The organism is Amycolatopsis sp. cmx-11-32, assembly GCF_047608695.1.
Lineage (GTDB): Bacteria > Actinomycetota > Actinomycetes > Mycobacteriales > Pseudonocardiaceae > Amycolatopsis.
The window spans coordinates 207,587-221,104 of record NZ_JADNQN010000010.1 but is presented as its reverse complement, the minus strand read 5'-3'; the positions used below and the strand labels follow the sequence as shown (position 1 = coordinate 221,104).

11 protein-coding genes are annotated in these 13,518 nt (G+C 66.0%); 7 read left to right on the top strand and 4 right to left on the bottom strand.

Annotated features, from left to right (window positions below; all coding sequences use genetic code 11):
- The first annotated feature begins 484 nt into the window (after positions 1–484).
- Positions 485–3,055, top strand: coding sequence for an NACHT domain-containing protein (locus ACM6LR_RS27890; protein ID WP_414944827.1), 2,571 nt, complete (start codon positions 485–487; stop codon positions 3,053–3,055).
- A 90-nt stretch (positions 3,056–3,145) separates the two neighbouring features.
- On the opposite strand, the gene ACM6LR_RS27885 is transcribed toward ACM6LR_RS27890, so the two are convergent.
- Positions 3,146–3,967, bottom strand: coding sequence for a hypothetical protein (locus ACM6LR_RS27885; RefSeq protein ID WP_414944826.1), 822 nt, complete (start codon positions 3,965–3,967; stop codon positions 3,146–3,148).
- A 278-nt stretch (positions 3,968–4,245) separates the two neighbouring features.
- Between ACM6LR_RS27885 and ACM6LR_RS27880 the strand changes: the two genes are divergently transcribed.
- The 4 genes from ACM6LR_RS27880 (at position 4,246) to ACM6LR_RS27865 (ending at position 8,833) form a co-directional block, all read left to right on the top strand.
- The gene (locus ACM6LR_RS27880) at positions 4,246–5,514 is read left to right on the top strand and encodes a hypothetical protein (RefSeq protein ID WP_414944825.1); all 1,269 of its coding nucleotides are present in this window, start codon (positions 4,246–4,248) and stop codon (positions 5,512–5,514) included.
- Between the two features lie 305 nt (positions 5,515–5,819).
- Positions 5,820–6,359 carry a DinB family protein gene (locus tag ACM6LR_RS27875; RefSeq protein ID WP_414944824.1) on the top strand — a complete coding sequence of 180 codons (540 nt, stop codon included), beginning with the start codon at positions 5,820–5,822 and terminating at the stop codon, positions 6,357–6,359.
- 25 nt (positions 6,360–6,384) lie between these two features.
- Positions 6,385–7,758: a 3-carboxy-cis,cis-muconate cycloisomerase gene (gene pcaB / locus ACM6LR_RS27870; RefSeq protein WP_414944823.1), complete on the top strand. Its 1,374-nt coding sequence runs from the start codon at positions 6,385–6,387 to the stop codon at positions 7,756–7,758.
- A gap of 82 nt (positions 7,759–7,840) precedes the next feature.
- Positions 7,841–8,833: an SCO0930 family lipoprotein gene (locus ACM6LR_RS27865; protein WP_414944822.1), complete on the top strand. Its 993-nt coding sequence runs from the start codon at positions 7,841–7,843 to the stop codon at positions 8,831–8,833.
- A 9-nt stretch (positions 8,834–8,842) separates the two neighbouring features.
- On the opposite strand, the gene ACM6LR_RS27860 is transcribed toward ACM6LR_RS27865, so the two are convergent.
- Positions 8,843–9,439, bottom strand: coding sequence for a DUF4383 domain-containing protein (locus tag ACM6LR_RS27860; protein ID WP_414944821.1), 597 nt, complete (start codon positions 9,437–9,439; stop codon positions 8,843–8,845).
- A 197-nt stretch (positions 9,440–9,636) separates the two neighbouring features.
- Here ACM6LR_RS27860 and ACM6LR_RS27855 point away from each other — a divergent pair, with 197 nt between their 5' ends.
- The gene (locus tag ACM6LR_RS27855; RefSeq protein ID WP_414936215.1) at positions 9,637–10,536 is read left to right on the top strand and encodes a hypothetical protein; all 900 of its coding nucleotides are present in this window, start codon (positions 9,637–9,639) and stop codon (positions 10,534–10,536) included.
- Between the two features lie 66 nt (positions 10,537–10,602).
- Here the strand turns inward: ACM6LR_RS27855 and ACM6LR_RS27850 are convergent, their stop codons facing one another.
- Together ACM6LR_RS27850 and ACM6LR_RS27845 are read right to left on the bottom strand one after the other, a co-directional pair.
- Positions 10,603–11,820, bottom strand: coding sequence for an alpha/beta hydrolase (locus ACM6LR_RS27850; RefSeq protein ID WP_414936216.1), 1,218 nt, complete (start codon positions 11,818–11,820; stop codon positions 10,603–10,605).
- Between the two features lie 131 nt (positions 11,821–11,951).
- Complete coding sequence (locus ACM6LR_RS27845) at positions 11,952–12,899, bottom strand: alpha/beta hydrolase (RefSeq protein WP_414936217.1); 948 nt, start codon at positions 12,897–12,899, stop codon at positions 11,952–11,954.
- Between the two features lie 143 nt (positions 12,900–13,042).
- On the opposite strand from ACM6LR_RS27845, the gene ACM6LR_RS27840 reads away from it, so the two are divergent.
- Positions 13,043–13,510 (top strand): MarR family winged helix-turn-helix transcriptional regulator, encoded by a 468-nt coding sequence (locus ACM6LR_RS27840; protein ID WP_414936218.1) that lies wholly within the window; start codon positions 13,043–13,045, stop codon positions 13,508–13,510.
- Positions 13,511–13,518 lie beyond the last annotated feature (8 nt).

Genomic DNA, 13,518 nt, shown 5'->3' with positions numbered 1-13,518 from the left:
ACGGCGGGAGGACAGTCGCCGTCTCGTCACCGTACGTGACCGACCGGACCAGAACAGACAGCGCATTGCCCTCACTCATCTCCATAGCCTGTTCTCCAACACTGACCGTCACCGAGGTCCGGTCAGCAGCCTCGACCTGAACCGGCTGGTACGTCTGGACCCCGGCGACGACTTCGACGAGGCCGTGTTCGCCAGTCCAGACGATGCGCTGCTGGACACCAGCGGCTGCCCGATCGCCGACCGCGCGGCAGGGCTGGCCTGCACTCGGCCAGCTCCGCGTTCAGCAAACCGGCGGCCTCAACATCGCCAGCGCCGCTCTCAGGATCGCCAATGCCGTTGCGGACACAGAACGATAGAAGTCAACCGAGGTCAGCGAGCCAACTGTTGGTTATTGCCCGCCATCATGCAGCCAGGGCCATCGACGGGATCGGGCGGTAGTCGATAACCTCGGCGCGTGGGAGGACATAGGCCCTTGGGCCCTGAGGTGTCAGAACAGATCCGCTTCGGCCTGGACCGGTTGCGTGCGAGGAACGGGTTTCATGAGTTCGAGGTGCTGTGCCTCGACTTCGCTAACGCAACTCTAGGCGGTCATTTCGTGCCTGCCACCGGGCCAGTCGGCGACGGCGGCGACGGCGGACAGGACTTCGTTTCACACCTGCGCCTGATCCAGAAAGAAACGGAGATAGCGTTCGCTGACGAGGTCGTCGGCATCTGCACCATCCGAGCGGGCGATCTCGTCACGAAGATCCGCTCCGACCTGCGAGCGGTCGCTGCGGCTGGTCACGTCACGGGGGTGTTCGCCTTCCTCACCGCCGACCTGCCGATCAGCCGGATCCAAGATTTGCAGCGAGAGGCCAACGCAAAGCACGGAATCAGGTTGGAGGTTTTCGACGGGAATCGCTTGGCGACCGCGATGGCCAGGGTTGACTTCGCGGAGATCGCGTACCGTCGGCTCAACCTCGACCAACGTTCCCTAGCCGCGGCGGTCCGCTCGACGGACGAAGCGCGACGGTGGGCAGAGGAGACGACACCCGGCTCGTTTCACCCGGAGTTTTATGACTACCTCAAGGCGGTCATGGAGGCGAGCCGCCAACATCCGTGGTCGTTCGTCGATCAAATCCCGGATCTGGACGAGCTTTACCAACCGCAGACGCTTCGGACCCCGAACGGCTCTACCTGCACCTGGCGACAGGCGGTGGAGCAGTCCGAGCATGTGTTCGTCACCGGCCCCGCGGGATCGGGCAAGTCGAGCCTGCTCCGACACATCGCCACCGCTCTCTCTAGCCGATGGCTCGGCAACGAAGCACAACCCTGGGTGCCCGTACCGGTCCACGCGCATGACCTCGCTATGGGTAAGTCTTTGACTCAAACGCTCCATGATGGCGTCGAACGGCAACTCAGAAGCCTGCTACACCGGCCGTTGGAAGCCGACTTCTTCGACCGCGAGCCGCTGTCCGGGCGATGGCTGGTCCTGGTTGATGGCCTCGACGAGGTACGCGACCACGATCAGCGCCAAACGGTCCTCCGGGTGGCGGAGTTCGCGACCCGCATGTCCTCGATGCGCTTCGTGATCACAAGCCGACCCGGCGGTGCGAACAAGGTCCCCGACCCATTCACCTCCTACGAGGTGAAGCCGTTTAACGCGGCCAACGTGAGGCAGTTCGTCGAACGGTGGCTCGAACTCCGCGATCGCCCCTCCGAGGCAGGCGCCCGGGTCACGCATAGTCTGACCAGCCTGCTCGATCGGACCAGTTGGGCCCCGTCCCCACTGGTCCTTCTGATGATTTGCACGCTGGCCGACAACGATTCACGCCAACCACTCCCAGAAACCCTGGACCAGATCTACGCCAAGTTTGCCGAATGGCTCGTTTCCCGCCTGAAGTCATCCGGCGAACCGGTTATCGACGACCTCCAGAACCAGATTCACACGCTGCTCGAGGCTGCGGCCTCCCACCGGCTGCTCGAGGACCCTGAAGCCCACCTCCTTGACCTGGCGATCAAGTTGGCTGCCACCCGCGGCATCACTCCCCCCGCCCCCCTTGCGGCCAACTGGCACCGGACGGTGGAGGAAGTTCTGCTCCGATCCGGGCTGATCACCAAGCTCGGCGGCCAGCTGGACTTCCTCCACGCCTCGTTCGAGGAGTACTACGCGGTGCGCGCGTTCCCGGATCCTTCTCCGGAGGACCTTGTCGACATACTTGCCACTCAGGAAGCGAGCTACGACAGCGTCGTCGACCTCGTGAGCGTCAACCTCCATCTCCTCGAACTCCTCCTGGACAGAACCGACGACGCGGATGCCGCGATCGCCGCCATCGTGGAGGCCTACCCGAGCGCCGTCACGGTCATCGTCGAGCACTTCGAGCACTACGGCCTCAGTGAACGAACCGCCGACGCCTTGAAATCGGTCGCGGACGACTATTACGAGCTGGACGTCCAGGCCCAGGCAGCGGCCGCACTCGACGACATCGAGCCAGGCAAAGGCCTCCAACGTCGGCTCGCGCTGAGCATCGACCTCGACATGGAGGATGACGACCGGCTGAACGTCATCAGTGGGCTAGTCCGTCATAGCAGTGACGTTGCCGCCGCCATCCAGTGGCTGACGTTCGAGACACTCGACAACACCTTGGACTCTGCCTGGAAGTTCCAGGCTGCCCCGCTCGTGACCTTCGCAGTGTCCGACGAAGACCGGGCACGCGGACTCCAACTCCTCGCCAGCAACACAGAGCTACCAGAGCACCACCGGATCGCGGCATGTTGCGATCTAGCCGGGTACGACCAAGAGCAGGCATACCGCCTGCTCCGCAGCTTCACACAGACACGATGGCTAGCGATGAACCTCACCGATAGCCGACGAGAAAGCTACGCTCCAACCCTGCTCAAGCGGTTCGTCCTGGACGACACAGTGGCTTTCACTCACCGCCTCGACGCCATCAAGTACGTCGAAGACGACGACCCACGCTGGGCGCGAACCCTTTACGACGCCCTTGCTCACTCCCCCGTATTGACCGATCAGCAGCGCGACGCTGTGACGTCAGCCGTAGAAAACCACAGCTGACAAAGCTGTACTGACATTAGGACGATGCTTCTGTATTCAGTTTACACTCTGGCCATACACGAATTCCCTGGTCGAAAATGGCATTTTCGGCTAATGGATCTGTTTACGTTTACCGTCGTCCGGCCACCCGGCTGAGGTCTCATCCAGCAGGAGCCTCTGAACCCGAGGGTCGGACCAGACTCGAACCAAATCGTCTAGCAGTGGCCGCATTTCCTCGTCAGCCGCGACACCGTCCTCGAGCAGTTTGGGGAACCAAATCAAGCGATGCTGTTGAAGGTCCGCTTTGGCGTCGGCGAGATCGATGTCCACGGCGTCCCGGCCCTGCGCTACCAGAGCCGCACGTTTCCGTTCATCGTCAGAAGCGCTCCGCAGCGCGAGTCGACGTGCCGAGTCCACGTTCTGCGGGACGGGACCGAAATGAGAGTGGTCGACCACGCGAAACCGCGCGATCAGCGACCACGGCAGGCCGGTTACCGGGTCAAGATCGCTGCCTGGTCGGGTTAACCATGCCGCCGTTCGTGTTTGGACAGCGCGGTGTGCCTTCCGCACCGCCTGCGAGGTTCCAGAATCAGCCTGCGCGGCGTGTGCAGCCAGGAGATCGCTCCACAGCTCCTCATCGCTCGGGGGTGAACTCGACAGGGCCGTCAATCGGTCGGTCAACAGCGCGTCGATATCGCCACCGTTGACCAGCCAGTCAGTCAGAAATGTTCCCACCTCCTCGAGATCCACGTCAGGCATGTCGGCCCGCAATGCTGCGTCCTGCTCCCGCCATGCCTCGATCGACAGCGAGCCGGAACCAGCTTGCGATCGGAGTGAGAACAGACGATCAAGCACCTCCACCGGCCAGCCCCACAACTCATCAGCCACCAGCGCCTGAGCAAAGTCCATCCACGCAGCATCCCAGATCGCCACGGCACCAGGGCACTTCAGCACGGGCGTTATCGGGCACGATGTGGCCGGACAACCGAGGAAACTCACGTGAGGTCGATGCGCGGATCTTGATGCCGTCAATGACGCGGGAAGGAGGCAGCGGCGTACGCTCCCACCTCGGTCCCCAGCGTCAAGCCTGGAGTCGGATCAACCATCTGGGCCACTTCGCATGTGCTCCGACCGTGGAGCGTCGCCATGATGCGGCATCCGAGTGAACACGCCCGATTGGGTTGCATGCGAGCGAGGAAGGATGTTTCTCGGTGAAGCGATGGGCTGCGCTGAACACCCGGCAGCACACGCTGCTCAACCAGATCAGCGAAGCCGCCACCGCGGTGGCACGTGAGGTGGCGCATCCCCGCACGATGTCCGCGTTACGCGACCGCGGCCTCATCAGGGCTCAACGTACTTCAACCGGGTGGGACGCCTGGCTGACCGAGTCTGGCCGCTTCTACCGTGACCATGGCCACCACCCCGACCACCCGGCCTACCACGACCACAGGCTGCTGGCGAAGTCGGCCGACGGGCACAACCCGGTGGTGTGGGATGGGGAACCGCTTGAACACGACGGGATGCTGTGGAAACCGGGCTCTGACACCACCGTCACATTCGACGAATTCGTGTCCGCTCGCACGACCGTTGTCGAAATCCTCGGTCACACCATCTGGAATCCGTGGATTCGCGAAGAACGCGAGCCCGAGCTCCGCGCCGCCATGACCGTATTCGGTCAATGGGACCGCGCCGAGCCCGGTTTCCACCAGTGGGACGAGGATGAGGCCATCGCGTGGCTCGACCAGGAACGCGCGGAATCAAGCGCACGCGGCGAACGCGAGGACCAGCAGCGCCTGGCCAGAATTCCACACTACGACCAAGCCCGCGACGAAGCACGACTCAAGCTGCTCGAGTATGACGGACGTCCGTATCTGCCAATCGAACCCGACGCGCTTGATGACCTGCGTCGTCTGGTAGGTGACCCCGAGACTGTGATCGACCGGCACGGCTGGCTCCCTGCCGAACGACGTCGCCTAACCCGTGTCGGGTTCTCCTGTTGGCGGCACACCGAAGTCAGACGGCGTCGCTCGCTCATTGCTGACCTCCGCGCGAAGTATGACGCCAGTACCGACCGTGCCGAACGCGGCGAGCTCCGCGCCACTATCGCCCGCGAAGACCAAGCCCGCCAAGAGCACGAAATCATTCCCGAACCCGACGTCGCGAACATGTGCGCGGACTGCGACAGACCTTCCAGTTGGCACCACAGCCGGTCAAACGTCCTGCCACAAGGCCACTGTTACGCCTGGCCTCAGTACCTCGACGAATGCCGTCAAACCGTCGAGCTCCTCCGCCAACTCGCTGCTAACCGGAAGAAGCCCGAGCCACCGAAGCCGAAGCCCCTCGCCGTCATCCCCTCCGGCCTGTCCATCGACCAGATCATGAGTCGACTCGCCACACTCAAGGCACAGCACCCCGACGCCACCGTCCGGCGCGGCAACGCCAACAAATGGGAACTCTGGCCACCACGGAACGAAAAATAAGTTCCTGCGACGTGCGGCAAGGTCGTCCAGCAACCCTGCGACACAGGAGCACCGACGGAGCACTGCATGAATTTCAAATATGCAGATCTGCCAGACCTAAATGGAGAAGCGGCAGGTAGAACGCAGATTGCCAGAAAGTCGCACGTAGAGCGTTATGGAAACCAGGTGTTTAAAAGTCCGCAGCTCTACCAATTGAGCTAACGGCCCGTGCCGACGAGTCTAGTAGATCGCCGCCGGCCACCAGGATGGCGGGGTTGCCGCTGAAGCGCCACGGAATTGTCGGGGGTCTCTGCCAGGGTCGGGGGATGGACACGATCCCCGAGGAGAACTACTCGGTCGACTGGTCGGGTGACCGGCCGAAGATGCCGCGCACGGCCAGCGAGCGCGAGACTCTGACGTCGGTACTCGACTGGCATCGACACACGTTCGAGCTGAAGTGCCAGGGTTTGACGCCGGAGCAGATGGCCCTGCGGTCGGTCGATCCGTCGACCCTGTCGCTGCACGGGCTGCTCAGGCACCTCACCGGCGTCGAGCGCTGGTGGTTCCGCATCCAGTTCGCGGGTGAGGACGTCCCGATGCTCTATTACTCGGACGAGTGGCCTGAGCAGGACTTCGACGACACGGGTGGCGACGTCGAGGCCGCGTGGGCCGCGTGGCGCGAGGAGTGCGCGCGGTCGCGGGAGATCGTGGCGGCCGCTTCGCTCGACGACGTGGGCAAGAGCCGCCGCGACGGTGAGCCGTTCTCGCTGCGGTGGCTGCTGGCCAACCACATCGCCGAGTACGCGCGGCACGACGGCCACGCGGACCTGCTGCGCGAGCGCATCGACGGGAGGACCGGCCGCTGAACGACGAAAGTGCGATGCTGGGCCGATGAACGCCGATCCCGATTCCGGCCTCCTTTCCCCGGTCCGCGCGGGTACGCCCGCCGAGGCGGCGACGGGTGATCTCGCCTGGGTGCGGGCCCTGCTCGATACGGAGGCCGCGCTCGCCAGGGCGCAGGCCCGCACCGGGCTGATCCCGCGGGCCGCGGCGGACGCGATCACCAAGGCCGCCGCGTCGGCCGAAATCGACGTGGTCGCGTTGGCGAGGGCGGCGCGGGAGACAGCGAACCCGGTCGTGGGACTGGTCAGGGAACTGACCGAGGCGGCGGGTACGGAGTACGTCCATCGCGGCTCCACCAGCCAGGACATCTTCGACACCGCGATGATGCTGGTCGCCACGCGGACACGCGACCTTCTCACGGCCGACCTTGAGACGACCGCGGACGCGCTGCGGGATCTCGCCCGCGCGCACCGCGACACGACCATGCCGGGCCGCACCCTCACCGCTCACGCCGTCCCGACCACGTTCGGGCTCAAGGCGGCGGGCTGGCGGCGGCTGACGCTCGACGCGCTCGACAGGCTGAACCGGGTCGTCCTCCCGGTCTCGCTCGGCGGCGCGGCCGGCACGCGAGCCGCGTACGCCGAGTACGCGCGCCTCGCCGAGTTGCCCGACGGCTATCCGCAGCGGCTGCAGTCGGCCTTCGCCGCGGAGACCGGTCTCGCTGAGACCACGCTCCCCTGGCATACCCTCCGCACCCCGACCGCGGACCTCGCGGCCGCCCTCGCGTTCACCGCCGCCGCGCTCGGCAAGATCGCGGTCGATGTCCAGTTCCTGACGCGGACCGAGGTCGGCGAGATCACCGAACCCGCGGGCGAGGGCCGTGGCGGTTCCTCGGCGATGCCGCACAAACGCAATCCGGTGCTGGCGACGCTGATCCGTTCGGCCGCGCTCCAGGTCCCGGTGCTGGCCACCGGCGTCACCCAGGCCATGGTCTCCGAGGACGAACGCTCGGCGGGCGCGTGGCACGCCGAGTGGCAGTTGCTGCGCGAGTGCCTGCGCCTGACCGGCGGCGCCGCGCACACGGCGGCCGAACTCGTCCGCGGTCTGGTCGTCAACGACGGCCGCATGCTCGAGAACCTCGGGCTCACACACGGCCAGATCGTCTCCGAGCGACTCTCGACCGTGCTCGCCCCGCTGCTGGGCAAGGCTCGGGCCAAGGAGATCCTCGGGCACGCGTCCCGGCTCGCTCTGGAGCAGGACCGGGCCCTCGGTGAGGTTCTTTGCGACTTCACCGAAATAACCGGAGTCCTCCCTGCGGAATCCCTCGCCGACCTGCTGAATCCGGCGAACTACACCGGCTCGGCCGGGGCACTCACCGACGCCGCGCTGGACGACTGTGAAGAAAATCCGAAGATTCCTTGAACCGGTCCTGTGAGGGGCCCGTGTAGGGGGTACAAGCTCACCGCGCCAAGCCGCGGAACCCCTACGAACAAGGAGAAATCCCATGCTTCGCAAGCGTTTCGTCGGCGCAACGGCGTCTGCGGCAGCGGGCCTGGCGCTGCTGTCGGCCTGCTCGGGTGGCACCGAGACCGCCGCACCCGCCGTCGCTCCGGCTGCCGCGGTCGCCGGCGCCGGCGGGAACGCCCCCGCCGCCAAGGGTGAGACCAAGGTCGCCGTGGCCGAAGCCGGGGATCTCGGTCAGGTGCTCGTCGACAAGGACGGGTTCACCTTGTACCGCTTCGACAAGGACAGCGCGAAACCACCGAAGTCCAGTTGCGACGGTGACTGCGCGAAGGCCTGGCCGCCGGTGCTCGCCGACGGCGAAGTGCAGATCGAAGGCGTGGACCAGGCCCTGGTCGGCGAGCTGACCCGCGCCGACGGCCGCAAGCAGGTCACCGTCGGCGGCTGGGCGCTCTACCGCTACGCCAAGGACGCCAAGGCCGGCGAGGCGAAGGGACAGGGCGTCGGCAGCACCTGGTACGCCGCGAATGCCAAGGGCGGCAAGGCGGGCCAGGCCGCCAAAGAGGCTCCGGCCGAGCAGAAGGACGGTGCGACGAAGCTGGTCGCGAGCGACGTCGACGGCATCGGACCGGCCATTGTGGACAAGGAGGGCTTCACCCTCTACATGTTCACCAAGGACAAGAAGAACAAGCAGCCGACCTGCAACGGTGACTGCGCCAAGACCTGGCCGCCGGTACTCGCCGAGGGCGACGTCCAACTCGAAGGCATCGAGCAGAAGCTGCTCGGCACGGTGAAACGCGCGGACGGCACCACGCAGGTCACCGTCGGCGGCTGGGCCGTCTACCGCTACGCCAAGGACGCGAACGCCGGTGAGGCCAACGGCCACGGCGTCGGCGGTACCTGGTTCGTCATCGAGCCCGCCGGCTGCAAGAGCACCGCGCCGGTAAAGGGCAGGGCGGCCCAAAGCGGGAACGCCGCCCCCAAGAAGGAAGACGGCGCTCCCGCCCAGTCCGGCGGTTCGGAATACGGCTACTGAGCCCTTGATCTAGCGGGCGAGGCCCGGCGGTCGCTCATCATGAGCGACGGCCGGGTTTTTCCCGTGCTTCGGCCGTCGCGAATCCTCCGGGACGGGTTCGACGACCGTGGCACTGTCGGCCCGGCCCGGCACCACCGTCTCCTCTTCGTCCTCCGGCAGCAGCACCTTGTGCCGCGCGGGCAGGAACGCGATCACCAGACCGAGCGCGGCGAGGCCGAGGTGCAGCCAGTTGTCCGGCCCGTTGAGGTTGAACGGGTTGCCCGCCTGTGAGACGGGGTTCGTCGAAACGGTCCCGGCGATCATGAGACCCCAGACGAACAGCGCCGCGAAGGCGGCGAACGTCAGGAAACCGAACACCCGGGACCGGCCCGAGCCGAAGGTCAGCAGCAGCCCGAGCGCGCCCAGCAGGACGAACCCGAGGTTGTAGAGAGGGTTCACCGAGAACCCGAGAACGGTCGCGTCGTTTCGGCCGACGAAATTGGCGAACCCGGTCCTGGTGAATCCCACGATCCCGAACACCAGGAAGGCCAGGCTCGCCAGCCCGGCGAGGACCTGCGCGGGCTGGAGCCCCGCCGTCCGAATACGAGCGCGTTGTGCACGTGCCATTGCTCCGCCTTCCAGAGTTGGCCACCTAAAGTCACGCTGGGAGTCACATACCCCGGTGACCTCCCGGACAAACCGGAAAGACGATCCCTGGCGACACCGCGGGGTCAAGTCGTCACAGAACTCACGGCCAAACGAGACCTGCGCCACACGAACGGCCCAGCCGGGAACACGAATGGGTGATATGACCAATAAGTCGTGTGGGCAAGGTAAGCGGAGTCTTTCTCCTGGCGGGGCTGTGCCTGGGAGCCATCATCGCGATGCTGCTGGTTCCGCCGTCGCGTTCCGATACGACAATGGTCGCCGACGCGGCATCGGGTGTCGCGACGATGACCGTCGAATCAGCGCCGGCCGAGCCCTCGGCCACACCGGCACAGTCGAAATCGGCCGTGCCCGGCAAGCCCTCGCTGGAACTCGATCCGAAGACCCTCGCGGGGCTCGTCCCCGACGGTCAGGTGAGCGTGGTCGTCTACGACCGTGTCGCCAAGAAGAACACCGTTTCCCTTAAACCGGAACGTTCTTACACTTCGGCGTCGCTCGTGAAGCTCCTCATCGCGCTCGAAACCCTTCAAGCGGGCGGATCTCCGGGCGCCGTACAGCGGATGCTTTCGGTCAGCGACGACGGCATCGCCAGCAGGCTGTGGTCCGACCACGGCGGTCCTGTCATCGTCACCCGCTGGGCGGCCAAGATCGGTCTCGGCGGCACCCGCCCGCCCGAGGATCCCGGCCGCTGGGGTGACACCCGGATCACCGCCGCGGACGTCGCGAAGATCTACCGTTACGTGCTGGACCAGACCAGTGCGGGAACGCGGACGACGATCATGCGGGCGTTGAGCGGCGCGATGGAAAGCGGCTCCGACGGGGTTCGCCAGTATTTCGGCGTTCCGGACGCCGTCGGCACCCGTCCCTGGTCGATCAAGCAGGGCTGGGCGTGCTGCCGTGGTTCCCGGATCCTGCACAGCTCCGGTGTCGTCGGCGACAGCGATCGCCACATCGTCGTCGTCCTGACCTCGCAGCCGACGTCGACCACCTACGCCAATGGCGGCAAACGAGTGACCGAAGTGGTCAAAGCGCTGGTCCCGGCGCTGAACCCGGAATGACCCACTGTCGACGACCGTGAACACCCGCCCGTCTTCGCTTGTACCCCAAGGCTTACCGCGCCAAGCTCACTCGACGACGTCGACCAGCGCGCCCTTCGCGCCGGTGTTGGGCAGGGGCCAAGGGGTGACACCGCCGTTGGAGATGATCTTCTTGTCCTGCGGCGCGCTCGGCGGCACGGTCCGCGCGCCGATCCACGCCAGCACGTCGGGAACCTGCGCCTTGAAGGTGTTCATGTTGTGCCCGGCGTCCGGGATCCGCCACGACGAGAGCGTCGCGGGTGCGCGGACGGCGGCCTGGAGCTGGTCGATCGAGAAGCTCTCGAAGCTTTCCTTGTCCCCGGCGATCGCGAGGATGTCGACCGGCGACGGGTGCTTCCGCATGTTCACCGTGATCGTGTTCGCGTCCACGATGTCTTGCCTGCCCTTGAACAGGTTCTCTGTCTCCGCGTCCACCGAAGCCTTGTAGTACCCGCTGACGCTCGCCGCCTGGCCGTACCACTGCGGGTGCCGGGTCACCAGGTTCATCGCGCAGTATCCGCCCGAGGACCAGCCCGCCATCGTCCACGCCTTCCGCTGCGGATTGGCGCCGAGCCGCTCGATCGCCCAGTCGCGGATGTCGGCGCTCAGGTAGGTGTCGTTGGCGGTCCCGTTGACCTGGTCGATGCATTCGGTGTCGTGGCCGACCTTCGGTTTCCCGGTCGGATCCGGGATGATCACCAGGGTCGGCGGGAGCACGTGCTTCGCGATGGCCGCGTCGAGCTTGGCAGGCATCTCGTAGGGTCCGGAGACCACTTCCGGACCGGACGGGTAGTTCGGGATCCATTCGATGACCGGGAACTTGAGCGCCCGATACGCGGGATCGTAGTACTGGGGCGGGAAGTAGACCGAGACGTCGCGCGTGAGGCCGGTGCGCTTCCCGGTCACCGTCATGTGCACGACGGAGCCCTTGCCTTCCTTGGCCCGCATCGCCCCGGCGTCACGCAGCTTGTCGAGGTCCGAGCCGTTCTGGCTCGCGACGGCGTCGACGCTCTCCCCCGAGTACACGCCGGTGCCGAACAGCGCGCCGGCGGTCGGGAAGAACCCGCCGATCATGTTCCCGCCCATCCCGGTGCTGACCACGATCAGCACCACCGCGACGAGGATCGTGGTGCTGCGGCCGAGCACCTTGCGGCGCCAGCGTTCCCAGAGGAACGGCACGGCGATGATCGCGAGCAGCGTCAGCACCACGACGATGACGAGGTTCAGCGTGGAGTCGAGCCGGATGGCACTCAGTCCCAGTCCCATGGCGATCGTGTTCCTCCCCGGCAGGGGCCGTGCACCCCATGTCCCACATCTGGATCAAGAGACGTGCGACCGCCGGGAAGTGTTGTCCAGGGTGACGCGTGTCACCCTGGACAAACCGTGTCCTGGGCTACTCAGCCTTCGAGAGCGGTGCGCAGCACCCCGATCGCCTGGTTGATCGCCGCTTCCGCGGCGTGCGTTTCACGCAGCGTGTTCAGCATGACGAAGTCGTGGACGATGCCCTGGTACCGCACCGCCGTCACCGGTACTCCGGCCTGACGCAGCTTCGCGGCGTACGCCTCACCTTCGTCACGCAGGACGTCGGCTTCCCCGGTGATCACCAACGCGGGCGGCAAACCGGCCAGCTCGTCGAGGCTCGCCCGCAGCGGCGACGCGGTGATTTCCGCGCGCTGCGCCGGGTCGGTCGTGTACTGGTCCCAGAACCACTTCATCCCGTCGAGGGCGAGGAAGTAGCCATCGGCGAACCGCCGGTAGGACTCGGTGTCGAAGTTCGCGTCGGTGACCGGATAGAAGAGGACCTGCTGACGGAAGACGACGTCCCCGCGCTGCTTCGCCATGAGGGTGAGCGCCGCGGTCATGTTCCCCCCGACGGAGTCACCCGCGATGGCGATCTTCGTGCTGTCGAGCCCGTTTTCGGTACCGTGCTCGGCGACCCATTTCGCGACGGCGTAGTTCTGCTCGATGGCGACCGGGTAGCGCGCCTCCGGCGAACGGTCGTATTCGGGGAAGACGACGGCCGCGCCGGTGCCGACGGCCAATTCGCGGACGAGGCGCTCGTGGGTGTGGAAGTTCCCGAAAACCCAGCCGGCGCCGTGGATGTAGACGATCACGGGCAGCGGGCCGGTGGTGCCCACCGGGCGGACGATACGGACCTCGACGCCGTCGACGTGCGTGGTCTCGACGTCCGCGGCGGGCAGTTCGACGTCGCCACCCTGGACTTCGTCGACGGCCTTGCGGCCTTCCGCGGGCGGCAACTCGAAGAGGAACGGCGGGTTCGCGGTGGCCTCGACGAAGGCCTGCGCGGCCGGTTCGAGGGTCAGGTCGTGCGGGTTGGCGGTCATTTCTGCCTCCTGGGATCCGAAGTCGATGGCACGAAAGTAGCTCACAACTAAATTGTGCACAACTAAAATGTCCTCAAGGAGATCTGGCGCACTCAAGTGGCGGGCTGAGGCATGATCGACGCACCATGGGACGAGGAGGACCGATGCCGACAGACAACGCCGGATCGCTGTGCCTGGACGATCAGCTGTGCTTCGGGCTCTACGCGGCATCGCGCGCCGTGACCGGGCTTTACCGCGTGGTGCTCGACGATCTGGGCCTGACCTATCCGCAGTACCTGGTGATGCTCGCGCTCTGGGAGGAGGACGAGCGGCCGGTCAAGGAACTCGGCACCGTGCTGAACCTCGACTCCGGCACGCTGTCCCCCCTGCTCAAGCGACTGGAGAGGTCCGGACTGGTCCGGCGTGACCGGCGGGCCGACGACGAACGGTCCGTTCGCATCAGCCTGACCGAGGACGGCGTCCGGCTCCGGGACCGCGCGAGCGGGATCCCGGCGATCATCGGCGACGCGATGGGCCTCGACACCGCGGGGCTCGCCCGCGCCCGCGCGGAACTCGATCGCTTGACCGAATCCGTGAACGCCTACCGCGAGGCCTACGTCCCGGCCGGTTAGCATGGGAT